15 protein-coding genes, 1 tRNA gene, 1 other RNA gene and 1 pseudogene are annotated in these 25,983 nt (G+C 64.7%); 8 read left to right on the forward strand and 10 right to left on the reverse strand.

Features of this window, described 5'->3' with window-relative positions:
- Window positions 1-34: 34 nt before the first annotated feature.
- The gene (gene recR / locus TFU_RS00210) at window positions 35-634 is read right to left on the reverse strand and encodes a recombination mediator RecR (protein WP_011290491.1); all 600 of its coding nucleotides are present in this window, start codon (window positions 632-634) and stop codon (window positions 35-37) included.
- A 99-nt stretch (window positions 635-733) separates the two neighbouring features.
- Window positions 734-1,060 (reverse strand): YbaB/EbfC family nucleoid-associated protein, encoded by a 327-nt coding sequence (locus TFU_RS00215; protein ID WP_016187973.1) that lies wholly within the window; start codon window positions 1,058-1,060, stop codon window positions 734-736.
- Window positions 1,061-1,375: 315 nt separating this feature from the next.
- Here TFU_RS00215 and TFU_RS00220 point away from each other — a divergent pair, with 315 nt between their 5' ends.
- Window positions 1,376-3,214 carry a glycoside hydrolase family 15 protein gene (locus TFU_RS00220; protein ID WP_011290493.1) on the forward strand — a complete coding sequence of 613 codons (1,839 nt, stop codon included), beginning with the start codon at window positions 1,376-1,378 and terminating at the stop codon, window positions 3,212-3,214.
- A 44-nt stretch (window positions 3,215-3,258) separates the two neighbouring features.
- Here TFU_RS00220 and dnaE read toward each other — a convergent pair whose 3' ends face one another.
- The 5 genes and pseudogenes from dnaE to ffs form a co-directional block, all read right to left on the reverse strand.
- On the reverse strand, window positions 3,259-6,825 hold the full coding sequence (gene dnaE, locus TFU_RS00225; protein WP_011290494.1) for a DNA polymerase III subunit alpha: 3,567 nt from the start codon (window positions 6,823-6,825) through the stop codon (window positions 3,259-3,261).
- Window positions 6,826-7,125: 300 nt separating this feature from the next.
- Window positions 7,126-7,770: pseudogene (locus TFU_RS16250) on the reverse strand (RloB family protein).
- Entirely contained in the window at window positions 7,715-9,070 is a 1,356-nt protein-coding gene (locus tag TFU_RS00235) for an AAA family ATPase (RefSeq protein ID WP_011290497.1), read from the reverse strand. Before TFU_RS00235 ends, TFU_RS16250 begins: the two are co-directional and overlap by 56 nt.
- Before the next feature lie 164 nt (window positions 9,071-9,234).
- Window positions 9,235-11,313: a DNA polymerase III subunit gamma and tau gene (locus tag TFU_RS00240; protein WP_011290498.1), complete on the reverse strand. Its 2,079-nt coding sequence runs from the start codon at window positions 11,311-11,313 to the stop codon at window positions 9,235-9,237.
- Window positions 11,314-11,442: 129 nt separating this feature from the next.
- Window positions 11,443-11,538, reverse strand: an RNA gene (gene ffs, locus TFU_RS15615) — signal recognition particle sRNA small type.
- A 126-nt stretch (window positions 11,539-11,664) separates the two neighbouring features.
- Here ffs and TFU_RS00245 point away from each other — a divergent pair.
- Window positions 11,665-11,749 (forward strand) — tRNA-Ser (locus TFU_RS00245).
- Window positions 11,750-11,783: 34 nt separating this feature from the next.
- On the opposite strand, the gene TFU_RS15980 is transcribed toward TFU_RS00245, so the two are convergent.
- Window positions 11,784-11,951, reverse strand: coding sequence for a hypothetical protein (locus TFU_RS15980; protein WP_155983522.1), 168 nt, complete (start codon window positions 11,949-11,951; stop codon window positions 11,784-11,786).
- 1,830 nt (window positions 11,952-13,781) lie between these two features.
- Here TFU_RS15980 and TFU_RS00250 point away from each other — a divergent pair.
- The 3 genes from TFU_RS00250 to TFU_RS00260 all read left to right on the forward strand — a co-directional run bounded on the left by TFU_RS00250 (window position 13,782) and on the right by TFU_RS00260 (window position 17,501).
- Entirely contained in the window at window positions 13,782-14,813 is a 1,032-nt protein-coding gene (locus TFU_RS00250; protein WP_011290500.1) for a hypothetical protein, read from the forward strand.
- Window positions 14,810-16,426: a hypothetical protein gene (locus tag TFU_RS00255; protein ID WP_011290501.1), complete on the forward strand. Its 1,617-nt coding sequence runs from the start codon at window positions 14,810-14,812 to the stop codon at window positions 16,424-16,426. The genes TFU_RS00250 and TFU_RS00255 overlap by 4 nt, the downstream gene beginning before the upstream one ends.
- Before the next feature lie 451 nt (window positions 16,427-16,877).
- Window positions 16,878-17,501: a class I SAM-dependent methyltransferase gene (locus tag TFU_RS00260; protein ID WP_011290502.1), complete on the forward strand. Its 624-nt coding sequence runs from the start codon at window positions 16,878-16,880 to the stop codon at window positions 17,499-17,501.
- Window positions 17,502-17,664: 163 nt separating this feature from the next.
- On the opposite strand, the gene TFU_RS00265 is transcribed toward TFU_RS00260, so the two are convergent.
- Both TFU_RS00265 and TFU_RS00270 read right to left on the reverse strand, forming a co-directional pair.
- Complete coding sequence (locus TFU_RS00265; RefSeq protein WP_011290503.1) at window positions 17,665-19,893, reverse strand: WD40 repeat domain-containing serine/threonine protein kinase; 2,229 nt, start codon at window positions 19,891-19,893, stop codon at window positions 17,665-17,667.
- Window positions 19,894-19,993: 100 nt separating this feature from the next.
- Entirely contained in the window at window positions 19,994-21,601 is a 1,608-nt protein-coding gene (locus tag TFU_RS00270; protein ID WP_011290504.1) for a PucR family transcriptional regulator, read from the reverse strand.
- A 123-nt stretch (window positions 21,602-21,724) separates the two neighbouring features.
- Here TFU_RS00270 and speB point away from each other — a divergent pair, with 123 nt between their 5' ends.
- The 3 genes from speB (at window position 21,725) to TFU_RS00285 (ending at window position 25,961) form a co-directional block, all read left to right on the forward strand.
- The gene (speB, locus tag TFU_RS00275) at window positions 21,725-22,678 is read left to right on the forward strand and encodes an agmatinase (RefSeq protein ID WP_016187980.1); all 954 of its coding nucleotides are present in this window, start codon (window positions 21,725-21,727) and stop codon (window positions 22,676-22,678) included.
- 100 nt (window positions 22,679-22,778) lie between these two features.
- A complete protein-coding gene (locus TFU_RS00280) occupies window positions 22,779-24,287 on the forward strand; it encodes a purine-cytosine permease family protein (RefSeq protein WP_011290506.1) in 1,509 nt (502 codons plus the stop codon).
- A gap of 276 nt (window positions 24,288-24,563) precedes the next feature.
- Window positions 24,564-25,961 (forward strand): FAD-binding oxidoreductase, encoded by a 1,398-nt coding sequence (locus TFU_RS00285; RefSeq protein ID WP_011290507.1) that lies wholly within the window; start codon window positions 24,564-24,566, stop codon window positions 25,959-25,961.
- Window positions 25,962-25,983 lie beyond the last annotated feature (22 nt).

Below are 25,983 nucleotides of genomic sequence, written 5' to 3' on the forward strand. Positions count from 1 at the left end.
CGGCCGCTGGGGCGAGGGGGCTGAAGTTCGGCTCTCAGAAGTCGAGGGCTCGGCGGCCTTCGAAGGCCCGGCCCAGGGTGACCTCGTCCGCATACTCGAGGTCGCCTCCCACGGGCAGGCCACTGGCGAGCCGGGTGACCTTCAGCCCCATGGGTTTCAGAAGGCGTGCCAGATAGGTGGCGGTCGCCTCACCCTCCAGGTTCGGGTCCGTGGCGAGAATCACCTCGGTGACCCGGCCTTCGGAGAGGCGCGCCATCAGCTCTTTCACACGCAGATCGTCGGGGCCCACGCCCTCGATCGGGCTGATTGCACCACCGAGCACGTGGTAGCGGCCGCGGAACTCCCGCGTCCGCTCGATAGCCACGACATCCTTCGGCTCTTCAACGACACAGATCACCGTGTCGTCCCGACGCGGGTCACGGCAGATCCGGCACTGGGTCTCCTCGGCAATGTTGCCGCACACGGCACAGAACCGGACCCGCTCCTTGACCGCGACAAGCGCGTTGACCAGACGGTGAACGTCAGCGGTCTCCGCGGCGAGCAGGTGGAAGGCAATACGCTGCGCGCTTTTCGGACCGACGCCAGGCAGCCGCCCAAGCTCGTCGATCAGATTCTGAACCGCGCCTTCGTACATTGCCTGCCTACTCGTGACGTGGATACTGCTACCACCGTAGTGGACACACGGAACCGGTGAGGACCCTACCCCACCGGACCCGCGACCCCGGCTGACCGGTCACAGACCGGGAAGCCCAGGAAAACCACCGCCCAACCCTTGGGCGAGCGGACCCATCTTCTGCTGCTGGATCTCTTCCACCATACGCTCACCGTCGCGGATCGCTGCCAGCACCAGGTCCGCAATCGTCTGCGCGGTCTCCGCAGCGTCATCAGGGTCCACCGCTTTCGGGTCGATGGACACGTCCTCCACCTGTCCGCGCCCGTTCATGGTGACACTGACCAGACCGCCACCGGAAGAGCCCGTCACCTTGGTCTCATCCAACTCCTGCTGGGCCGCCATGAGCTGCTGCTGCATCTGCTGGGCCTGCTGCAGGATCGCCTGCATGTCCAATCCGCCACCAGGATTCACTGTTCTGCTCCTTGGTCTGGGTTGTCCGTGCCTGCGAGCCTAGCCGCTCTCCCGCCCCCCAAAACCACGGATGCGACACCCCCAGCGGGTTTACCCACCCCCAAGAGGGATAGCCAGCAATAGTCACGGCAAAAAACCCTGCTCCACGCCGTAAGGCATCCGACGACAGGCGGAAGACACCATGACGAGCAACAGTTGTGCCCCGTCCTCCCGCCCGTACACCCCCACGCATCACAAGGATGCGCACCCAGCAACACCGTTCGACACGCCCGAGCGACCGGAGTTGCGACCATGACCACAACCACAATCCCGCCCATCAGCGAGTACGCGATGCTGTCCGACTGCCGCACCGCCGCACTCGTCGCCCCCGACAGCACCATTGAATGGCTGTGCGCGCCCCGTTTCGACAGCCCCAGCGTCTTCGCCCGCCTCCTCGACCGGCACCACGGCGGCGCCTGGGAGTGGACCGTGCCCGAAGCCACCACAGTCCACCGGGACTACCTCGCGGAAACCCTGGTGCTGCGCACCCGCTGGCACACCCCGAACGGAACCGCGGTAGGCCACGACTTCCTCGCCGTGGTCCCCCGCCACGCCTCCGGAATCGCACCCGCCGGAATCCTCGTGCGGCTCCTGCACTGCGAGCGCGGCACCGTGCGCCTCCAATCCCGGATCACGGCACGCCCCGACTACAGCACCCGCGACGCCCACTGGACCAGCCGAAGCCACGCGCTCATCGACGAGCACAGCGGCCTCCTCCTCTCCGGCCCCGCAGAAACCATCCCCGACCGGTCAGGAGCCGTCGTCACCGACATGGTGCTGCGCGCCGGAGAATCCGTGGCACTCGGCCTCGACTACACGGGCGACATGCTGCGCCGCGTCGACGCCACCACCGCCCACCACCTCCTCACCCAGACCACGCACACCTGGCAGGCGTGGGCATCCCGCTCCGACTACCAGGGCGTCGCAGCCGACTGGGTGCGGCACAGCGCAGTCGTCCTCAAAGGACTCATAAGCGACGACAGCGGCGCCCTCATCACCGCCCCCACCACGTCGCTCTCCGAATGGCCGGGAGGAGCCCGCAACTGGGACTACCGCTACGCGTGGCGCCGCGACACAGCCCGGACCATCCGCGCCCTGCTCCGCCTCGGCCACCACAACGACGCAGGCCAACTGCTGCGATTCCTCCTCGACTACTGCGCAGAAAAAGAAAACCGGGTGCCGCCCGTCACCCGCATCGACAACACCCCGCTCCCCAACGAAACCACGCTGACCCACCTCAGCGGCTACCACGACTCCCGGCCCGTGCGCATCCACAGCGACGCCTACCGGCAGCACCAGCTCGACGTCTACGGACACATCCTGGAAGCAGCCTTCGCCTACCACGAGGCCACCGGACACACCTCCCTAACCGACCTCAACGAACTCCGCAAAGTAGTGGAGATCGCAGGCCGGCTGTGGCGCCACCCCGATGCCGGAGTGTGGGGGATCAACACCAGTCCCCGGCACTGGACCGAATCGAAACTGTACGCGTGGGTGTGCTTCGACCGGGCCATCCGCCTCTTCCAACAGACCGGCACCGTCCCCGCTGACACCCTCGACCAGTGGCAGGCAGAACGCGACGCGATCCGCACCGACGTGATCGCGAAAGGCTGCCACGCCGGGCTCGGCAGGTTCGTGCAAACCTACGGGGCCGCCAACGTCGACGGCTCCCTGCTGCACATTCCCCTCGTCGACTTCCTCCCCGGCACCGACCCCCGCGTCGTCGCCACCATCGACCGGATCGACGCCGAACTAGGCGAAGCCGGCTTCCTCGTGCACCGCTACGACGCCTCCACCACCCGCGACGACGTGCCCGACACCGGGGAAGGCGCGTTCCTCCCCTGCTCGTTCGACATGGTTTCCGCGCTCGTCCTCGCCAACCGGGTCGACGAAGCCCACCACCGCTTCACCACCCTGTGCGCCCACGCCGGAGCACTCCGCCTGTTTGCGGAAGAAATGACCGCAGACGGCACCATGCTCGGCAACTATCCGCACGCGTTCACCCACCTGGCGCTGATCGAAGCAGCACTCCACTTGGACGAAGCCCAACGGGAACGCGCCCACCGCGTGGAGGCCCGCCGCCCCGCCTAGCCACGCACCACGCCGGGACGGCAGGCCCCCACACCACACCGGGATCAGTAGGTGATCGACTCCGGTCCCAGCAGGCTCTTCACCTCACCCGAAAACTCCGGGCTGACCCGCACCGGATAGTCGTCGATCGCGAAAATCCGCGACCGCCGCGGGTTGTCCACCCGGATCCGCACCGGCGTGTCCCCCCGGTGGCTGCGCAGCGTCTGCTTCAGCTCGCTGATCAACTCCCGGGTGACCCTCTTCTCCGGAATAGTCAACAGAACCGGCGGCTCCCCCTCAGACACATGGGAAATGTCCAAAATCGACATCTCGGACACGAAGAGGGAGAAGGTGCCGTCCCGGTCGTTGAGCCGCCCCTTGATCGACACCGCGGTGTCCTCCACCAAAGCGTCCACATACAGCGGATACACCTTGGGGAAGAACAAAGCCTCAATAGAAGCGTCCAAATCCTCGACCGTGGCGATCGCCCACTGGTTGCCCGCCTTGTTGATGCGCTTCTCCACCTTGGAGATCAAGCCCGCAATCCGCACCTCGTCGTTGTTGCGGCGCTCCCCGTTCACCACGTCCAGCAGCGGGGCGTCACTAGCCCGCGCCAGAATCCGCTCGGCCCCCGCCAAAGGATGGCTGGACACGTACAAGCCGAGCATCTCCCGCTCAAACGCGAGCTTGGTCTTCCGGTCCCACTCCTCACCCGTCCAGTTGATGGAGAAGCCCAGCGGCGCGCTCTCCCCGCCGTCCTCCTCGTCACCCCCGCCGAACAGGTCGAACTGGCCGTGCGCCTCCTGCTTCTTCGAACTGAGCACCGCATCCACCGCGGCCTCGTGGTGCCGGTACAAGTCCAGGCGAGAGTGGCCGAGCGAGTCGAACGCCCCCGCCTTGATCAGCGACTCGATGACCCGCTTGTTGCAGACCGTCAGCTCAATCTTCGACAGGAAGTCTACAAACGACGTGAACTTCCCCTTCTCCTCACGGGTCTTGAGGATCGACTCCACCACGTTGGCGCCCACGTTGCGGACCGCGCCCAACCCGAAACGGATGTCGTTGCCGACCGGGGTGAACTGCAGACCCGACTCGTTGACGTCCGGCGGCAGCACCCGGATGCCCATCTTCCGGCACTCCGCCAGATAGACAGCCATCTTGTCCTTGTCGTCCGCCACCGACGTGAGCAGAGCCGCCATGTAGGACGCCGGGTGATTCGCCTTCAAATAGGCGGTCCAATAAGAAATCATCCCGTACCCGGCCGTGTGCGACTTGTTGAACGCGTAGCCGGAGAAGGGAAGCATCACGTCCCACAAGGCCTGCATGGCCTCCTTGGAGAAGCCCCGGGACAGCATGCCTTCGGAGAACTTGGTGTACTCCTTCTCCAGGGCCTCCTTCTTCTTCTTCCCCATCGCGCGGCGCAACAAGTCCGCGCCGCCCAGCGTGTACCCGGCGAGCTGCTGGGCGATCGCCATCACCTGCTCCTGGTAGACGATCAGGTGGAAAGACTCGGCGAGGATCGGGTCCAACGCCTCCTTCAGCTCCGGGTGGATCGGAGTGATCTCCTGGCGCCCGTTCGACCGGTCCGCATAGTCGTTGTGCGCGTTCGCCGCCATCGGACCAGGCCGGTACAGGGCGAGCACAGCGGCAATGTCACCGAACTTCTTCGGCTCCATCCGCTTGAGCAGCGCCCGCATCGGACCACCGTCGAGCTGGAACACGCCGAGCGTGTCCCCGCGCGACAGCAGCTCATACGTCTTCTTGTTGTCCAACGGCAGGGCGGACAGGTTGATCTCCTTGCCCTCGTTGGCCTTGATGTTCTGGATCGCGTCGTCGATGACCGTCAGGTTCCGCAACCCCAGGAAGTCCATCTTCAACAGGCCCATCTCCTCGCACTGGGGATAGGGGAAGCCTGTGATGATGGCCCCGTCCGTCTCCCGCTTGTGCAGCGGGATCACATCGAGCAGCGGCTCAGCGGAGAGGATCACACCCGCCGCGTGCACACCCGTGCCCCGGGTCAGCCCTTCCAGACCGCTTGCAGTCTCATACACCTTGCGGACGTCCGGGTTGGATTCGATGAGCTGCCGCAGCTCAGCCGCCTCGTTGTAGCGGGGGTGGCTTTCGTCGAAGACCGCGGACAGCGGAATCTCTTTACCACCCACCGCCGGCGGGAACGCCTTCGTGATCTTGTCACCGAGCGCGTACGGGTAGCCGAGGATCCGCGTCGCGTCCTTGATCGCAGCCTTCGCCTTAATCGTGCCGAACGTGAGGATCTGCGCGACCCGGTCCTCCCCGTAGCGTTCCGTCACGTAGCGGATCATGTCGCCGCGCTTACGTTCGTCGAAGTCCAAGTCGATGTCAGGCATCGACACACGCTCGGGGTTGAGGAACCGTTCAAACAGCAGCGAGTGCTCCAACGGGTCCAAGTCGGTGATCCCGAGCACGTAGGCCACCATCGACCCGGTCGCCGAACCACGCCCCGGCCCCAGCGCGATCCCCGAACGCCGCGCGTACTGGCAGATGTCCGCCACCACCAGGAAGTAGGCGGGGAACCCCATCCGCTCGATGATGCTCAACTCGTGTTCGATACGTTCCCGCACTTCCCGGCTCGGCCCGTTGGGGTACCGGTTCGGGATGCAGCGTTCAATCTCCTTGCGCAGCCAGCTCGCCTGCGTCTCCCCTTCCGGCACCGGGAACTTCGGCATCAAGTCCCGGGGGCGGAACACGTCGTCGTATGCGCCGTCCTCCACCTGCTCGGCGATCCACAGCGTGTTGCGGCACCCCTCCAACCATTCGTCGAACGTGTTGAGGGACCGCATCTCTTCTGCGCTTTTGAGGTAGTAGCCGGTGCCGTTGAACCGGAAACGCGTAGGGTCGTCGAGGTTCTTGCCCACACCCACGGCCAGCAGCGCGTCATGCGCGGCCGCCTGGTCCTCGGTCACATAGTGGGAGTCGTTGGTGACCACGGGCCGCAGGCCGAGCTTCTTCGCCACAGTCAACAAGCCGGAGCGGACTTCCCGCTCAATATCCAGACCGTGGTCCATCAACTCCACGAACACGGAGTCGCGACCGAAAATATCCCGGAGCTTGCCCGCGTATTCGATAGCCTCCCGCTCCTGGCCGAGCCGCAGCCGGGTCTGCACCCCACCCGACGGGCACCCGGTGGTGACCATGATGCCCTCGCTGTACTGGGCCATCAGCTCCAAGTCCATGCGCGGTTTGGTGTAGTAGCCCTCGAAAGACGCGAGCGACGACAACCGGAACAGGTTGCGCAGCCCTTTCGCGTTCCGCGCCCACATGGTCAAGTGCAGGTAGCGGCCGCCGCCAGAAACGTCCTTGCCACCCTCAGCAGCCTCGTCGCCGGTCTTTCCCGTCCCCCAGAACACACGCTGCTTGTGGAAGCGGGACTCGGGCGCCACATACGCCTCGATCCCGATGATCGGCTTGACCCCCGACTCCTTGGAGGTCTGCCAGAACTCGTAAGACCCGAACATGTTTCCGTGGTCCGTCATCGCCACGGCAGGCATGCCCAACCGGGCAGCTTCCTCGAACAGCGGCTTGAGCTTGGCGGCACCGTCCAGCATCGAATACTCGGTGTGGACGTGAAGGTGGACGAAGGGATCGTTCGTCACGACGCGACTACTCCCAAAGGCGACTAAAGAGAAGAGACGGCTGTGGCACCTGAGCCTACGACTCTTCCCTGCCCTGTGCTGAGCTCTTTACGAACAGATGTGCACCCAGATGCGCTGCGCGGGCCGGGGGAAACGCTGCGTGCTCGACTATCGGATGCCACGCCGAACCCGGTGTTTCCTGCAGTGGCTAGGAGAGCACATCCCGAAGCCTTCGCCAACCCAGGGGTGCCCCATCCCCAAACGCCCTTGTGCGCCTCGCTGTCCCCGGTGCCAACGGGCACAGCGGGGCGCAGGGGATGGTCAGCGCCGCTTCGCGTCCCCGGCGTTGCGGATCGCGTCGATGAGCAGCCACACCGTGGTGGAGGGGTTCGGTCCCTTGTGACAGGTCTCCGTGTGTTTGGGAGCGGCACGCAACGCCCGGGCTTTCGCCTTGGGATGGGCTGCGTAGGGAAAGTTCACCGGAAGGCGTTTGTTGTACCCGGAGAGGTACTTCGGCAGTTTCTCCTTGAGGAGCACGGTGCGGTGCACCCCACTGGTCAGCTCTTGGAAGTGGTAGAGCAGCCACAACTCGAAACAGGGGTTGGAGACGACGACCTTGACCTCTTCGCGTCTGCCGAGGGCTAACGCCTGCTCCAACCGGGTGTGCTCGTCGACGTCGACAAGGCACTACACCTCGTCAAAGGCGAGGTTCGCGTCTTTGGTCCGCCGAGCATTGACCCGCGCCTCATGGAACCGGTCAATAGCCTCCTGGACGACCTGGAGCGGATCCCTGCCCAAGCCGACCGCTTCCACCTCTACGGGAAGCGCCCCAAAAAAGGAAGTGATTCCTTTCAGATAGTCGACTTCGGTGCGTTCCCCCTCACACACAACGAGGATACGCGAGCGGGCTTTACGCGTATTGACTTTCCGGCGGAGGTCCCGTTTCAGCCGACGCGGACGGTTCACCGGCGGCCCCGTGAAGTTCGGCGAAGAGCGACCGGATCTCTTGGAAATTCACGTGGGGCACAGCGCCGTATCTGCCTTGAAGGTAGCCCCGTTCCGGATTCTCGTCGCCCCGCGGATGGAATTCGACGAGGGAGTAGAGGGAGGTCGCCCCGTGGGCATCCTTCTCGGTGAACCATACTTCGTCCCGTTCGAGAAGTTTGTTTTCCAGCATGGTACCGAGAAGAGTGGTGTCATGTGAGGCAAACACCATTTGTGCACCCTTGGGGTTGATGACCGGATCTTTGAACATCCGGATGAGAGTGGACGAGAGGACCGGGTGCAGGCTGGAGTCGATCTCGTCGACGAGGAAGACGTCCCCTTCCTCAAGCACGCGCAGCACAAATCCCACGAGACCAAACCACGAACGCGTCCCATCGCTCTCCTCGTCGATAGGAAGCGGTCGAGGTTTTCCCGAGTAATCGTGGATGAACAGCGGGCGCTGCTCTATTCGCTTGCGGAATTCTTCTTCAGGGATATCGGGGAGTCTCTCCCTGATGAAAGAGATGAATTCTTTCTCGAAGCCGTCGATTTCTCTTTTGGAAAGGACGATGTCTGTGATGCCCAGGTCAGCGACTCGTACGAGCCGGCTGACGTACTCTGCCCCTTTGCTCCCGGGGTCCTCGATCAGAGACTGGGTGAAGCGGAACCTGACGCCTTCATCGAAGGAATTCTGCGTAGCGAAACGGATGTGAGTCCCGATCCAGTGGTGGATGGAAGAAAGATAGGGGTGGTTGTTCGACGCCGCGCACGACAGGTAGAGGGAATTAGGGCGGGTAAGTTTCTCAATACGGCGCAATTCCCCTTTGAGGGATTTGCCGAACTTGTAGTCCTGTGGTCCTTCCCGCTCGAAAAGCCGCTTGGGGCGCCCGTGCGGGAACACGAAAAGCCACTCTCCCACGACTTCGCGGTCGGTGACTTCGAACCCATAGGAGTGCCGTACACCCTCAAAAACGAAGTCGATCTCGTAGAACGAAGGCTCTTCGTGAGAGGTGTCGTCCAACCGGAACGGCTTCCTTGGCACCCCGGCATCAGGCTGCCAGTGGATGTGCGAGTACTTGACCGCTGCGCTCATCCACCGCAAGGCATCCAGCACATTAGATTTTCCCGAGGCGTTGGCCCCGTAGATCCCTGCAACGTGGACCGTGGGCGGGATCTCGTGAGCCTTCGGCTTCGCCTCCCCCCGTTTGGGGACCGCGACGAGAGACAGTTCCTGCTCCTCGCGGATCGACCGGTGGTTGGCCACTCTGAAACGCAGCAACATCGAGGGCCTCCCCAACAGAGGTATGACGAAGAGGGAGCGGAGCGTGATGGACCTATCGTATGCCGCTCCAAGCCTTGCCAGGAAGGTTTTCTCCGTAACAAGGGTTCAAACGGCACTACTGAATATCGGTCCAGGACCTGCGCGAAGAAACTATGTGCTCCCGCTCAGTCGGTGTGGTCGATTTCTTTGATGAGCTTGCCGCCCAGTTCCTTCTCAATCAGCGCGGCACCGGTGAGCGAGCTCTCATCCAGGTCGTTGTCGGCTGTGTCCTCCGGATTGGTTTCCTCGGCCTCCCCCGCAGGGGACGCGTCCACCGGTGAGGCAGGAGGAGCTGGGGCAGGTTCAGCAGCCGAGGGCGGCTCCGGTTCTGGTTCAGGTACCGGAGCCGGCTCCTGCGTGGAGACAGGCGTCGACGGGGGGACAGCAGCCGGGGCGTCCCAACCGGTTTCCGCTGCCGCCCGAGCGTCCCGCGGTTCGCCAGGCGGCTGGGCAGTAGAAGGCTGGACCGGCTGAGGTGGGGTGGACTGGGCAACCGGCTGCGGCGGACGAGACATCGGAGCCTGCGGGGGCGCCTGCCGCACATTGCCGGGATGCCCCGCCTTTGCTTCCACGGCCACTTCGAGACCGAACACGCGGTGCACGGCCTCAGCAATGTCCCGGGCCCGCCCGCCCGTGACAAAGCTGCGCATCAGTCCTTCAGTCTCAAAGAACAGGGTGAGGGTGCGCCCCTGCAGCAGAGTGGCGTGCACCCCGTCGCGGACGATGGCGTGCGCGGCCCGCTTCCGATTACTCGCCAAATACTCCACGATGTGCGGCCACCGGTCATCAAACGACCCCTCCCCTGCTGGGCCAGGGGCCGCGGGTTGGGGAGCAGCCGGTGCGGGCTGGCTGGGCCGTCGGGGAGCGCCCCAGTCGTCTGCAGCAGCCGGAGCCGGATGGGGGCGTGCCGAGGGCGCGGGCGGCTGCGGTGGCCGCGGCTCAGCCGTGCTAGGCCGGGGCGCAGCCGCAGGGGTGGACGGCGGCGCTGTAGCAGGCGTGCCCGCTGCGGGGGGAGACACCGCGGGAGCGGCCGGAGCAGCCGCTATACCGTTGCGCTCCAACCGTTCCAACCGGGCTGCCAACGCCAGCTCGTCCCCAGGGTCGACTCCGGGCAGCAGAATCCGAGAGCACATCAACTCCAGCAGCAGCCGCGGCGACGTCGTCCCCCGCATCTCGGTGAGACCCTTGTTGAGGATCTCCGCGGCACGCGTCAACTGGGCCGCACCGAGACGGCTCGCCTGCTCCCGCATCTGCTCCACCGCATCGGGCGGCACGTTGATCAGACCCTTGTCCAACGCGTCCGGCACCGCGTTGAGTACCACCAGGTCGCGGACCCGCTCCAACAAGTCGGCGGCGAACCGGCGCGGATCATGCCCGCCCTCGACCACCCGGTCGATCAGCTCGAACACGGCTGCGCCGTCGCCTGCGCCCAGCGCGTCCACCATCTCCCCCAGCAGGCTGGAGTCGGTGTAGCCGAGCAGCTGCACCGCGGCCTCCCGGGTGATGCCCCGCTCGTCAGAACCCGCGAGAAGCTGGTCGAGGATGGACAGCGTGTCCCGCGCAGACCCCCCACCGGCGCGGATCACCAGCGGCAGCGCCGCGGGGTCGTAGGGCACCTTCTCCTCGTTGAGGATCTCCTCGATGAGCTCCCGCAGCGTGTTCGGCGGAATCAGCCGGAACGGGTAGTGGTGGGTGCGTGACCGGATCGTGCCGATCACTTTCTCCGGCTCGGTCGTGGCGAACACGAACTTCAAATGCGGCGGCGGTTCCTCGACGAGTTTGAGCAGCGCGTTGAACCCTTCCCGGGTCACCATGTGCGCCTCGTCGATGATGTAGACCTTGTACCGCGAGTTCACCGGCGCAAAGAACGCGCGCTCCCGCAGGTCACGGGCGTCGTCGACACCACCGTGGGAGGCGGCGTCGATCTCGATGACGTCGATACTGCCGCCGCCGTCGGGGGCCAGCGCCACGCACGAGTCGCACTCCCCGCACGGGTCAGGCGTGGGACCTTTCGCACAGTTCAGCGACCGAGCCAAAATCCGCGCGCTGGAGGTCTTCCCGCAGCCGCGTGGACCGCTGAACAGGTAGGCGTGGTTCACCCGCCCGTTCCGCAACGCCTGACGCAGGGGTTCAGTGACATGCTCTTGGCCGCGTACTTCAGCGAAGGTCGCGGGACGGTATTTGCGGTACAGGGCGATGCTCACGGCGCGCTCACTGCTCCCTCCGCGGACCAGCGCTGTGGGGTCACAGGCTCCTCGGTGGTATCTCCAACCACCTATTCAACCCGGTTCCGGTGACAGTCCGGGCTGTTCCGCGTGATCGGTGGCTCAAACGCGAAGGACCCCCCGCGCACCCGTCAGAGCCTACTTATCCTTGCTGCCTTCCGGCCCTGGGGAGGTTCGTAGGATGACGCCGCACGAGGGGCCTGACCCAGAGTCTATAGGCCCCCTCCCGGTTTCGCGAACCGGGTCTTGCACCCGCGCCGATCAGCGGTTTCGCGCAGGAGCAGGGATATCAGTTCGGCATAGTGCCCGTTTCCATGTAGAGTGGTCCGCGGAGGATTCGCCTAGTGGCCTAGGGCGCACGCTTGGAAAGCGTGTTGGGGGCAACCCCTCAAGGGTTCGAATCCCTTATCCTCCGCTTCGCCTGAGAGGCAGGACGGGGTCCGGAGTTCTTAACTCCGGACCCCGTCGTCGTCTAGGACGAGTTCACTCTTCCATCCGGCCTGTTCCAAAGCAGTCCAGGCCCCGCCACGGCGGTCTTCCCAGGCCTGCAACCAGCGTCGCTCTCCGGCGTTGTCCGCAGTGGGCAGCATCCGGTGTCCGCCCATGTAGGCGTGCATGCCGCTGCTTTCCCTCTTTGGGGCAGGTCTGATCCTGATGCAGTGGTCCATGCAGCAGCTGCCCCAGCTGCCTGACGCGGTGGGGTCGTCGTTCGAGAGGCTGAAAACGCTACGCGACCGCGGCGTGGTGTCCCGAAAGAGTCCAGCCTGGCCTGGCCGTGACAGAGGAGGACCGCTGCAGTGGGAGGACACCCGAGATCCTCGCGGTAGCTGCGGAATATCCACAGGCTGTGGATTCCTCATCGTGCCTCCGCGGGAAACCACCAGGACACCTCCACGCTCAGCGGGAAGCTTCTCGAGGTTGGCCGCGGCAGTAGCCGCCTCGGTGGTCGGAAATCGGAATGCCAGATCATTCCGCGACAGTGTCCGAAATTACGTAATACCCGCGCCCTCTCTGAAAGAAGACCAAGGACTCCCCTGCACACCAGGGGATTCAAAGTGCGGTACTAGGACAACAGAAAGTGATTCCACGCCAACCATTAATCTCCCGAGCTACTGTCCTTTTTATTTCCTCGCCTGCGAACGGCAATAGTGTCTGCGGCGCGCGGACATGCTCGACCGAGACGCTGTCCACCAGTGCCCCTTACCGCCCACCCTGGCGCACGAAAGGTACTGAGAGCGCCTTGAACCTGACAGGGAGCCCAGAAAGGCATACTGACTGCGGCAAGAACTCCACAACAGTCAAGCGCTAGAGATCCCGCCTACCTTTCACCCTCGCCACACTCCTTTGACCAGGGAAAACGAATCAGCACGGGCGGGATCGACGCGGCGGAGACACCCGGGAGCCACCACCGAACACAAGAACAGACTCCCGCAGACCTCATATCCACCGTCGATCATTCCCAGCAAGGGACAGGGGATTCCTGTACATACACTCCTCGGTGTCTGATCCCTTTCGGCATCAATTTTGGGTATTTCTGGCTATTCGAGGGATGGAAGCGCCCAATCAGCTCTAAGCTGGGACTGTCAGTGGCCGGCGGAGGACTTGGCTGGATGAATCCAAGAAAAAATCTCGTCGTCATCGGTCTGACCGGGGTGCAGCGGTCCATCACTGAAGTGCACAGCACCGCCGATCCGGCGAACGTCAGCCGCATCATGGCGCAATCGGCTGCCAGAGTGGCACGCCAATTCAACCCAGAGGAGCTGCTGCCCGCGGCAGCGGACCCGGAGGGCATGCCGAACCGGATCGCGGCACTGCCGGCGGCAGGGAGAGGACAGGGCCGAGTCCGCTCCGCAGTGCAGGCAGTACGCGAAACCTGGAAATCCTGGATGGCTTGCGTGTCCGGCCGCGTTATCAAAGTCCCTGGCATCCCGGGAGTCTCCCGGAGTATGGCCGGACTTGAGGTCAGCGACTACGCGCAACAGTGGGAAGCCACACACGTGGCGCTTCCCGAACCCACCCTGCAGCGCGCGTTCGCCTGGGTGACCTCCACGATCGCGCTAGGCCACCTCACCTGCAAAACCATGCCCTCGGCCGCACACCCCTGCCCGCCATCCCCGGCGTATCCGCTGATGCGATCGCGCTCGACCCCGCGTGGAACGACTCCCTTGTCACTGTCGCCAAGGACATGCTCACCCCCACACCAAGCCCTACGACGCGACCGCCGACCCCCGGGCTAACCGTGGCATCCCTCCACATGCCGAATACCACCAGCCCGTTCCAGCGCACTTCCTGACAGTGTCTGTGGGGTGGTTCAACGCCGCGGTCGTCGGCGACAGCGAGCAGGCAACCGCGTAGGCCGCCCAGTAGCTAGCCGAGGCCGTGATTGAACTCGGGAGCGGCGTCAAAGTCAGCTCCGGATACGGATATATCAACGCTGAGGAGGAAAAATGACCGTCCACATCGCCCCCGTCGGGCTGAGTATCATTGGCAACCTCGCAAAAATCGAAAAATTGAAGTTTGTTGAAGAACCGGCCGGGCCAAATCCGATCGAACAGGATTTTCCGTGGACTGAACTGATCAAGCAGGTGCAGGCCTCTGGCTACCTCGAATCCATCTACCCCGGAAAAAAGCCAAAAGATGTCATGGAGGCTATGTTCGAAACGGGATCCGCAGCGGATTCTCCGGAACGGGATGAGCTCCAGGAGATCGCTGACAGGATCAACGTCGGAGAGTGGATCCGCTACCGGGGCGTGTCAGCAGAATTGGACACCCTACGCCAAGCAGCCATTGAGATTTCTTCCGCAAAGAAGAAGGAAGAGTTCCTCCCTTCTAGAAAAGACACGGTATTTCTCCTTGCCACCGACACGGATAAAGGTATCGCAGCTGCCTGGTGGAACGCAATCGCACTGGCAAACGGCGACATCCGTCGAATTCGCTATCTGTCTGATCTCGACGAAAACGCCCGATTGGACAAGACGGCAATCGGATGCATCCACATTCTTCGAATTCCCGGATTGGATGCCTTCAGCTCCGACCAGGCGTTTCGGGAACCCATGAAGATTATGGGACGTCTGGGCCGCTTGCTTGTTGCTCCTCCCGAATCTATGTTGGAAAAAGTGAAGCGGATCATCCAACCTCGAGAAGAAATCCGCTTCTACCTCTCCGGAGGATATAAAGCCACTATTCCCTATCTTGTCGCTCTAGCCGAATGGGTGCGCAGTCTGGGTGAGGATGTATCGGCATGGATCATGCACGAAACATCTCGAAAGCCTTTCCAGCTTCCGCTTCGACGGCTCGAGGTCCGTCAGGTTCGCCATGAACTCAAACCGTTCTACAAGGATGGAAAAACAAAAAATCTAGAAACCAATTTTTTTGAGGGATATGCCTATGAAATAAGAGGGAAGGAATATCGCCTGACTGCGTTCGGTCAGGGTATGTGCGAGCTGTTTGGTATTCCGACAGAGTCTGTGCCGCAATGATTGCGAATTCTACCTGGCAAGACAGGGTACATGGCGCCTTCTTCGAGCGGGAGCGTTCCGCTCTCGGTGACGTGTTCCAGAGGGCCCGGATCAATGGAAACAGAGACAGGGATGCTCGGCTCCTTCAACAGGCCAAGGAGCTGATTAGGGAATACGAACTAGTATCGCACCTGCGTATCCACAACACGAGCTCTGACCGGTCACCGGATACGATAGAAGACCGCCTCCGTACTATCACCGGGCTGCTGGCTGAAAATCGCGCCTTGCTCTTGGCTGCCTTGTACTCACCACTTGCCCTCGTTGCTGCGGCGAATGAGCAGTATGGCGAATGGGGAGCACATAAGCAGTGGATCGCCTGGTGCTGGACCGTGGAAGCGGTGTGGCGATGCATAGCCCGTTTGGACGAGATCAAACCCAAAGGGTTCATCGACACTGAACTGGACATCCTGCTCCCCGTCGCCGCGCGGCAGCGCTGTATAGCGTTCCTCGAGGTCTACCGGTCCCGGGATGATTCAGAGGAGCAGATAGCTACTGCTGCTCCTTATGTGTTCGGTGCCACCCCTGGAAGCGATACAGAACACCTGTTCACTACACGCAGCATCGAGGCGCGGCGTATCTGGGTGGAGTGTCTCGACCACTACGAATCCCATACAGTACTCAGCCATGCGGACTCTTCTGAGCTAGAGCAGGAGATCACAGCGCTACTATTCGATAGCGGTCGTTGTGGTCCTCTACTGGGCGTGTCCACCGATCGTTTGAATGCACTGGGTAACGATCACAAACACAAGAAAAAAGAGAGAAAATGCCGAACGCTGAAGCAGGACGACAAGCGCATTATGTCCAACCTTGCTGAACGTCACCTCCTGCCGCGTTTCCGGCTCTGGGATACGTTACGCGTAGCCATGGCGATCACTCAGGAGCGTAGGTGCAGAGTGGGCATAGCCTTCTGTACCAGTGTGTCGGCCCTTGCCACATTGTTGCTGGTGATCGTCGCGCTGTTCCGGCCCAAGTTGATAGGTTGTCCCACTCTTACTTGGGCCGCGGTAGTAGCTGGGGGCTGCTGTCTGCTGGGGATAGCCGGCATTATTGTGCACGGCCGTGTATGGGCGCTGCCGTTGCTGCTGCGGATGCCCGCCGCCGCAGCAATCGGCCTGTTCATGCTCACCGCTATGCACCCTTCGTGGTGGCATGCCGCATTCGGTGACGCTCTTCCCGACATCTCCTCAGGGTCCCAACCTGTGTCACCCCCGCTGGGCCCGCTCTGGGCCACGGTCCTGCTGAGCGCTGCCGCCTACGCCTACCTGTTAACCACCGCCCGCAACAACGGAATCGACTGGCGGAGCGCCTTAGGCCGCTCTTTCATGGTTTTACTGGTCGGCGCCCTGCATGCCCTCATAGTTTCCCTGCTGGGTTTGGCCTGGGTGGTTCCCGTCTTCAGCGAGAACGGCGCAGAACTCGCCCAAGGCTGGGCCGCCCACAGCCGTGCAGGTGTCATCACTCTCGTTCAGGCGACCGCCTGGTGTCTGGCAGCAGGCGTGTTCTCCCAAATCCTGTGGGACGACCGTCCCATCACCGCACCGCTCACCCACACTCGCTGGCGTAAGGACATGTAGCTCAAGGGTGTGGAATGCGCGGTTCCGGAAGCCATTGAACTGGATTTGGACCCGGCGCTGCTGTGGAGTTTCGCCTATCGCAAAGGTTTGGGGTGGAGACGCCGTACATGCGCTGGCAATAGCTCGGGAGGCGAGCAACAGGTGGGTGGTGCGCGCCGATATCGAGGACTACTTTGAGAGGATTCTGCGCTGACTCGTGGTGACCCGAGTACGTGAGCTAGTTCCTGACGTTGAACTGTGCCTGCTGGTGCCGAAGTTCGTCACCCGACGAGCAGTAGGCCTGGCCGCGCACCGGGCCCATGAAGCGAGGTCGACGCTTATACCAGGGCAGTGCTCTGTCGCCAGTGCTCACCAACCTGTTTTGACCGAGCCATGATGGAACGTGGCCATCAGGGGCTGCATATGTCGATGACATCCTCCCTGTGAGGGGGCACCGGGTAGAAGGGAGGGCATGGACGCTCATGAGTGGGACCAGCGCTACCGGGAGCAGGAACTGGTGTGGGGTGTGGAGCCCAACCGGTTCGTTGTCGAGGTCGTCGCTGATTTACCTCCGGGACGGGCCTTGGATGTGGCTGCGGGCGAGGGCCGTAACGCGGTGTGGCTTGCAGAGCAGGGTTGGCAGGTGACGGCCAGCGACTTTTCCGCGGTTGCTGTGGAACGGGGGAAGAAGCTCGCCCGGGAACGTGGTGTGGAAGTGGAGTGGCTGTGCGCCGATGCCCGCAACCCCGCGCCTCGGCGTGAAGGCTACGACTTGGTGCTTCTCAGCTATCTCCAACTGCCTCCCGGCGATTGGCGGCGCGCGCTCACTGAGGCGGTGCGGGCCGTGGCTCCGAGGGGTCGGCTGGTGAGTGTGGGCCACGCTTTGGAGAATCTCACGCGCGGCGTGGGCGGGCCGCAGGATCCGAAGGTTTTGCACATCCCTGAGGACATCGCCATGGCGGTGGCTGAGATCGCTGCTGGGGAAGGGTTCGCGGTCCAGGTGGAGCGCGCCGGATATGTGACCCGTGAGGTCGCTACGGAGGAGGGGCCGCGGACCGCGGTCGACTCTCTCGTCGTGGTGCACCGCTCTGCCTGACGGGAACAGACACACCGAACTGAACTGTCTTGAGGTGTGCTCTCCTCAGTAGAGAGGGGCCTGTCGAGGACTCGGGCACCAGAGTGTTTCCCTGCCAGTTCCGAGGGCCGGGACAGAAAACCGGGCTGACAGAGTGCCGGACTGGGGAGGAGCAGGCGCGGGGTTATTCCGTGGCGATGGGCCAGATACGGATAGTGCCGTCTTCGCTTGCGCTGGCTAGCGTGGTGCCTTCCGGGTGGAAGGCTACGGAGTGGACGGGCTCGGTGTGCCCTTCCAGGGTTGTGTGTTCTTCCTGGGCGGCGACATCCCACAGGCGGATGGTGCGGTCGTCGCTGCCGCTGGCGAGGAGGGCGCCGTCGGGGCTGAACGCGACAGCACGCACCCAGTCGGTGTGGCCTTCGAAGGTGTGCAGTGCTTCGCCGCTGGCTACGTCCCACAGGTGGACGGTGCTGTCGCTGCCGTGGACGAGCATGCTCCCGTCGGGGCTGAACGCGAGGGAGACGACATTCTCGGCGGGTGCTTGCAGCACGTCGCGTTCTTTTCCGGTGGCGACATCCCACAGGCGGATGGTGCCGTCTCTGCTGCCGCTGGCCACCATCGAGCCGTCGGGGCTGAACGCGACAGCGTAGACGTAGTCGGTGTGCCCTTTGAGGACGGCGTGTTCTGTCCCGGTGGCGACGTTCCACAGCCGGGCGGTGCCGTCTCTGCTACCGCTGGCCACCATCGAGCCGTCGGGGCTGAACGCGATGTCCAGCACGTAGTGGGTGTGTCCTTCGAAAACGGCTCGTTCTTCTGCGGCGGCCACGTCCCACAGCCGCACGGTGGCGTCGTCGCTGCCGCTGGCGAGGAGGGCGCCGTCGGGGCTGAACGCGACGGCACGCACCCAGTCGGTGTGGCCTTCCAGGGTGTGGAGTTCGTCGCCGCTTGCCACGTCCCACACGTGGATGAGTTTGTCGCCGCTGCCGCCGGCGAGGAGGGATCCGCCGGGGCTGAATGCGACGGCAACCGCTTCCCGGTCGGTGGTGAGGATGCGAGGCTCGTTGAGTTCGTGCGGGTCAGCGGACTCTGAGGGGGCGGTGCTGCTGTCGGGGCGCAGCGGGGTCTCGGGGAGTGTCCACTGCCAGACGAGGAAGGACACGACGAGGCCGGCCGTGGCGACTGCGGTGAGGATGCCGGCCACGGGTTTCTTCGTGATGAGTTGTTTCCACCGGGGTGGCTGGACCCGGGGCGGGGACCAGGGGGGTTGGGGCGCTGCCGGGCGGGGATTTTTCGGTTTTATCGCCCCTCTGGCGGGTTCGCGGGGGCGGGGCGGGGTGGGTGCAGGGCGTTCCGGTTCGTGGATGACCTGGATGGGTTTTTCTTCCAGTTCCGGCGGCTCCGGTTCCGGAAGGGTCCGACTGGGTTTCTCCGCAGAGGGTTCGTCGGCGTCGTCCCCGGGGTCGGGCAGCGGTTCGGACGGCCGCGGGGGGCCGTGGGAGGGGGGTGGCGGTTCGATGGCGAGCGACGGGTTGGGGGAGGTGGTTGCCCCGAGTGGGAGCATTGAGCCGATCAGGTCGCTCAAGTGGGGCGGGGGCCAGTCGTCGCCGGTGTGGTCGGTGCTGAGCTGGGCGAGGAGTTCGGCCGTGGTGGGCCGCAAGTCAGGGTTCTGCTCCCAGCATGCGTAGACGAGTTCCCGCAGGTCGTCGGGGAGTTCGGGGAGTTCGGGAGGCGGTCCGGAGATGCGCGCGATGATTTCGCCGATGGAGTCGGCCATGAACGGGGACCGTCCGGTGGCGGCGAAGGCGAGCACGGTGCCGAGGGAGAACACGTCGCTGGCGGGCCCGACTTGGCTGCCGTCGGTTTGTTCGGGGGACATGTAGGCGAGGGTGCCGATGACGGCGCCGCTTTGGGTCATGACGCTGCTGTCGAGGGGGCGGGCGACGCCGAAGTCGATGACACGGGGGCCGTCGGCGGCGAGGACGATGTTGCTGGGTTTGAAGTCGCGGTGGACGAGGCCGCACGCGTGGATGGCGGCGAGGCCTTCGACGAGTCCGGCAGCGAGGGTGCGCAGGTTGTTTCCGTAGAGGGGGCCGCGTTCGGTGACGGCTTTCCGCAGGGAGGGGCCGGGGATATAGGCGGTGGCCATCCACGGCGGGTCGGCGGTGGGGTCGGCGTCGATGACTTGGGCGGTGTGGAAGCCGCCGACGCGGCGGGCAGCTTCGACTTCACGCGCGAAACGAATGCGGTATTCGTCGTCGTTGGCGTATTCGGGCAGGATGACTTTGACCACTACCGGTCGCCCTCCAGGGGAGCGGGCGAGGAATACCTGCCCCATTCCTCCCGCGCCTAGTCGGCTGACGAGCCGGTAGGGACCGATCCGCCCGGGGTCGCCGGGCTGCAACGGCTCTATCAATTCCCTCCTCGCCGTAACCGCGCTGACCGCCACGATCGTGCCCACACAGCATTATGTCAAGAACCTTTCTTCCCCACGATGGCGGTGAATTTCTTTCACCTCATCGTGATATGTCCCTTTGTGTCGGGTGGGTGGGGGTGTCGTCGGGGAATCGGGACAGCGCAAACCACATGCGCATTCGCTGTTCCGGGTCGGACAGGTCGATGCCGAGGTCGCGTTCGATGCGGCTGATGCGGTAGCGGACGCTGTTGCGGTGGGCGCCGAGGTCGGCGGCGGTCCGGTCCCAGCTGCCGTGGTGGGCGAGCCAGGCGCGGAGGGTGGTGCGCAGGGTGCGGGAGGTGCTGTCGTTTCCGGCGAGCGGGCCGAGGAGGGTGCGGGCTGCGGCGCGGGCTTCGTCGGTTTCGAGGAGGGTTTCGAGGGGGTCGGGCTGGGTTTCGGGCAGGAGGGGGCGGCCGGTGGCGTGGGCGCGGATGAGAAGCATCGCGGCTTCTTGGTCGGCGTCGGCGAGTGCGCTGCCGGGCACGGGGCGGCTGAGTGCGGCGAGCCATCCGGCGGCGTGCAGGTTGTCGAGGAGTTCCAGGTGGGCGTGGTGGGTGCCTTGGTCGGCGAGGATGGCGCGCACGGGGGTGCTGGTGTCGTCGACGAGGCGGGTGCGGAACAGCGTGGGGGAGGGGGTGGGCTGGGAGCTGGGGCGGGTCCAGCGGGCGTGGAGGACCCGGTAGGCGGTGGGGGCTGGTTCGTCTCCGGTGAGGAGGGCGGGCAGAAGCCGGAGGACGGTCGTGTCGGGGGTGGCTCCGGTGAGGAGGAGCCGGGTGGCGAGTCGGCTTGCGTCGTCGACGACGGCGGGTTGGGCGCGGGAGAGCAGGCCGAGTAGGGCGACGGCGATGCCGAGGATGGCGCGGTCGGTGCTGTCCAAGGGTTTGGGGCGGCCGAGGAGGAGCACGGTCCGGTCGCGGGCTTGGTCGCCGATGGCGTGCAGGACGACTTCGTCGGGGGGGATCCAGAGTTTGGCGCTGAGGGGGCCGCCTGGCGTGCGGACTTTGCGGATGAGTTCGTGGGCTTCGTCGGGGAGTGGGGGGACGCGTCCGACTTGGCCGAGAGGGCGGGTGCCGAGAAGCTGGGTCCAGCAGCCGAGTGCGGCGCTGAGCGTGGTGAGGAGTTCTTGGACCGGGGTGGCGCCGATTGCGGCTTTGGTGAGGGAGCGTCCCGCGGCGGTGAATCTGCGCTGGCCGGCGAGGCGGAGCCGTTCGAGTTCTTCACCGACGGCTTGGCTGACGGCGACGAACGGTGTTTCACGTGGAACGAGCAGGAGGGGGAGCCCGTGGGCGCGGCAGCGTGCCACGAGCGTGTCGGGTACTGCGTCGTGGACGGGGGTGACGCCGAAGCCGAGCGCGGTGACCTGTGCGGAGACGAGGGCGGTCACGTACCGGTCGAGTGCTTCAGGGTCGGTGGGCAGGTTGGTCCCTGCGGTGAGGAGGAGTTCCCCGCCTTTGAGGTAGGGGGCGGGGTCGAGGAGTTCGCTGACTGTGGCCCATCGAACGTGCGCGTCCGGGGCCGCGGGAACAAGGGGTTCCAAGGCGAGGTCACGGCGGGCGAGGATCGTGCGGAGCGGCACGGTTTGGGCGTCGGAGACGCCGTCACGGAAAGGTGCGGGAGACAAGTGGCTGCTTCGTCCAGGTGCGGCACAAGAGGTGTGCGGGGCGTCCATCTGTGCGGAGTTTCTTTCGAGTCTATGGTGTTTGAGGCCTTGACCTGTGCCTTTAGCGGATCGAGGACCGCATGTTCCGCGCCGTGTTAGCCGATCACGACAGTGAGGGAAGGCGGTAATCCCGTGAGCACACCGATCGGTCCCACCGACTCCAGCTTGGTTCCCCGGTTTGCTGGTCCGGCGACTTTTGCCCGACTGCCCCGCACCGATGAGGTAGCCAAGACCGATATCGCCGTGGTCGGTATCCCGTTCGACAGCGGTGTGTCCTACCGTCCCGGCGCCCGGTTCGGTCCTGCTGCTATCCGTGAGGCTAGTCGGCTGCTGCGCCCCTACAACCCGGGGTTGGATGTGTCCCCGTTCGCTGAAGTCCAGGTGGCCGACGGCGGTGACATCGCGGTCAACCCGTTCGCGATCAAGGAGGCCATTGCAACGGTCGAAGCCTCAGCCAGCGAGTTGTTGTCTCAGGGTACTCGCTTGGTGACTTTGGGTGGAGACCACACGATCGCGTTGCCGCTGCTCCGCGCCGTGCACCGGGTGCACGGGCCGGTGGCGCTCCTGCACTTCGACGCCCATTTGGACACGTGGGACACCTATTTCGGTGAGCCTTACACGCACGGCACCCCGTTCCGCCGTGCCGTGGAGGAGGGGATTCTCGACACGGAAGCCCTCACCCACGTGGGGATCCGCGGCCCCCTCTACGGCAAGAAGGACTTGGAGGACGACCGCCGGTTCGGTTTCGGTATCGTCACCGCCGCGGACGTGATGCGCCGCGGGGTGGACGAGATCGCTGACATGGTGCGGCAGCGGATCGGGAACCGGCCGCTATACGTGTCCGTGGACATCGACGTCCTCGACCCGGCGCACGCTCCCGGCACCGGCACCCCGGAGGCGGGCGGCCTGACCAGCCGGGAACTGTTGGAGCTGCTGCGTGGGCTGGCCTCCTGCAACCTGGTGGGGGCCGACGTGGTGGAGGTTTCCCCCGCATACGACCACGCGCAGATCACGGCGACCGCGGCCGCCCACGTCGCCTACGACTTGGTGTCCCTTCTCGCGTTGACCGCGAAGAAGGACCGCTAGGCCACAGATACCGGGACGTGCCAGTGCCGCCGCGTCCCGGTTTTCTTCTTCACCCCCGCACCCAGCAGCCATGCTGGTTTCCCCCCTGTTGGGAGGCACTATGTCCGCATCCCGTCTTGCGCCTGAACCGGTCACGAAGATCGAAAGCTACGGGATCGCTCCGATCCCGGTGGAGGCCCAGACGTCACGCCCGTTGGACTTGTTCCGGTTGACGTTCGGAGGCGCGAACACGTTCGCGACCATCATTTTGGGCACCCTGCCGGTGGCGTTCGGGTTGAGTTTCTGGGCGTCAGTGGCAGCCATTGTCACCGGTGTTGTCGTGGGTGCGCTGATCCTCGCCCCGATGGCGTTGTTCGCACCGCGGACCCGCACCAACAACGCGATCTCCTCGGGAGCACACTTCGGCGTGGTAGGCCGGGCTTTGGGTTCGTTCCTGTCGCTGCTGACCGCTGTCACTTTCTTCTCCCTGTCGGTGTGGGGGAGCGGTGACGCGATCGTCGGCCTCGCGCTGCGGCTCGGCTTCGACGGCGGAGACGCGCTGCAAGCCGCCTCGTACGGGGTGATCGCGGTGGCCGTGTTCACGGTGTGCATTTACGGCTACCAGTTCATGCTGCTGGTCAACAAGGTGGCGGTGGTCGCGTGCACGGTCATCATGCTGCTCGGCGTGGTGGCGTACGGCGGTGTTTTCGACCCGTCGTACGCGGGCACCGGCTCCTACATTCTGGGGAGTTTCTGGCCGACGTGGATTCTGGCGGTGCTCACCGTCATGGCCAACCCGATTTCTTTCGGCGGGTTCCTCGGCGACTGGGCCCGCTACATTCCTGCCAGCCACAGCACCCGGTCGCTGCTGGCCGCGCCGTTCTTTGCCCAGGTGGCGACACTGGTGCCGTTCTTGTTCGGTGCGAGCACTGCGACGCTGGTCGCCGACCCGAACAACTATGTGACCGGCCTGGCCGTGGTGTCGCCGCTGTGGTATGCGCTGCCGTTGATCGCGGTGGCGCTCATCGGCGGCCTGTCGACGGGCACGACCGCGCTCTACGGCACGGGGCTGGACTTCAGTTCGCTGGTGCCCCGGTTGAACCGGGTGCAGGGCACGGCTGTGGTGGGCACGCTCGCGCTCGTGCTGATCTTCGTGGGCAGTTTCGTCGTCAACATGGTCGACGCGTTGAGCGCGTTCTCGATTCTGATCGTGCTGCTGACGTCGCCGTGGATGGTGGTCCTCATGATCGGGTACGTGGTTCGGCGCGGCTACTACCTGGTCGACGACTTGCAGGTGTTCAACCGTGGTGAGAAGGGCGGCGCCTACTGGTTCACCCGCGGGGTGAACTGGCGGGCTGCGGCGGCGTGGCTGGTTGCGGCGGTCGCCGGGCTGCTGTTCGCGAACACGTCGATTATTGTGGGGCCGTTTGCGAACGCGGCCGGGGGGATCGACATCAGTCTGCCGGTGACGCTGCTTGCCGCCGCGGTGGTCTACCCGGTCATGCTGCTGCTGTTCCCGGAGCCGCGCGGCGTGTTCGGCCCGGAAGGGCCGCGGTTCGTCCCCGCCCGGGACACGGTGATCGAAGAGATCCGGCAGCGCCGTTCCGTGGAACCGACCACCAGCGTGTAGACGTCGGGTCTGGCAGGGCCGCGCCCCGTCCCCTAGGGTGCGGCCCTTTTCTGTGGGGTCCCTCCCAGCGTGGGGACCGTGTGTGGACCGGGGATGACGTGCAGTTTCCCCAAAAATGACTTGACGAAGTATCACCAAAAGAAGGTGGGATGCGCTGGCGGGGCCTCCTAGGCTCACCAGGTGAGCGGGTCCGAACCAGGACGGCGGTCCGACCGGGTCGCCGCGGGCCGGGGCCCGACCACCCCGGTCTGGCCCGTATCCGACGGGGAGGTCCCCATGGCTCAGCTCAACAGCACGACAGTGACCGGTACCGCGGTCGCAGAATTCCGTTCCGAGTTCGCCGGACAGGTCCTGGAACCTGGCGACTCCGGCTACGACCAGGCCAGGACTGTGGTCAATCCTCTCGTGGACTTGCGTCCCCGCGTGATCGCCCAGTGCGAGACAGTGGACGATGTGGTGCGGGCGGTCAGGTTCGGCCGCGAACACGATTTGGAGATCGCGGTCCGCGGCGGCGGCCACGGGGTGGGCGGTGAGGCGCTCACCGACGGCGGAATCGTCATCGACTTGCGGCGCATGAGCGAGGTGACGGTCAATCCCGAAGAGGCGAACGCGCGGGTCAGCGGAGGGGCCACGATGGGGCACCTGGACCGCGCCGCCCAGCCGTATGGTCTGGCTACGACCGGGGGCCGGGTGTCCACGATCGGGGTGTGCGGGCTGGTGCTCAACGGGGGCAGCGGCTGGCTGGACCGCAGGTTCGGTTTGGCGTGCGACAATTTGCTCGCCGCGGAACTGGTGACGGCTGACGGTGACGTGGTGCGTGCCTCCCCCGAGGAGAATCCGGAACTGTTTTGGGCCCTGCACGGCGGCGGGGGGAATTTCGGCGTGGTCACGTCGATGACGCTGCGCTTGCACGAGCTGCCGTCAGTGAACGTGTCTTTGCTGCTGTGGGATGCCGAAGCGGGCCCGGATGTGGTGCGTGCCTACCGCGAGTTCATGGGGGCGTCCACGGATGACGTGTGCGGCGGGTTGATGTATATGACGGCGCCGTCGGAAGATTTCGTGCCGCTGTGGCTGGTGGGCCGGTTGGTGTGCGCGGTGCTGCTCATCCACACCGGCCGGGACCCGGACGAGGTGGCGCGTGACTTGCAGCCGATGCGGGAGGCCGGGCATGTGGCGGAAATCTCCGCGGAGATGGCTTATGCGGATGTGCAGTGCCTGTTGGACGGTCCGCCCGGCTACCACACCTACTGGTCGGCGGAGCATGTGACGACGCTGCCGGATGAGGCGGTGGACCGCTACTGCGCGGGGGCGCAGAGGATGCCGGCTCCGTCGCCGTCGCAGTATCTGCTGGCCCCGCAGGGCGGCACCGTGTCGCGGGCGTTGACGGATTATCCGATCCCGTGGCGGTATGCCGCGTGGGGGGTGTACCCGTTCGGGGTGTGGCGGGATGCTGCGGACGAGGAGCGGGTGGTCCAGTGGGCGCAGAGTGTGCGCGCGGAGATGAGTCCGTGGGCGACGGGCGCGGTCTATCTCAGCGTGGCCGGTGATGAAGAGGAGCACCGTATGGTGTCCGGGTTCGGCGGCTGGGACAACTATCACCGCCTGGCACGGGTGAAAGCCCAGTACGACCCGGAGAACGTGTTCCACCGCAACCCGAACATCAAACCCGCCTGACCAGGGCGATCCGGGGCGGCAG

This window comes from Thermobifida fusca YX (assembly GCF_000012405.1).
Classification (GTDB): domain Bacteria; phylum Actinomycetota; class Actinomycetes; order Streptosporangiales; family Streptosporangiaceae; genus Thermobifida; species Thermobifida fusca.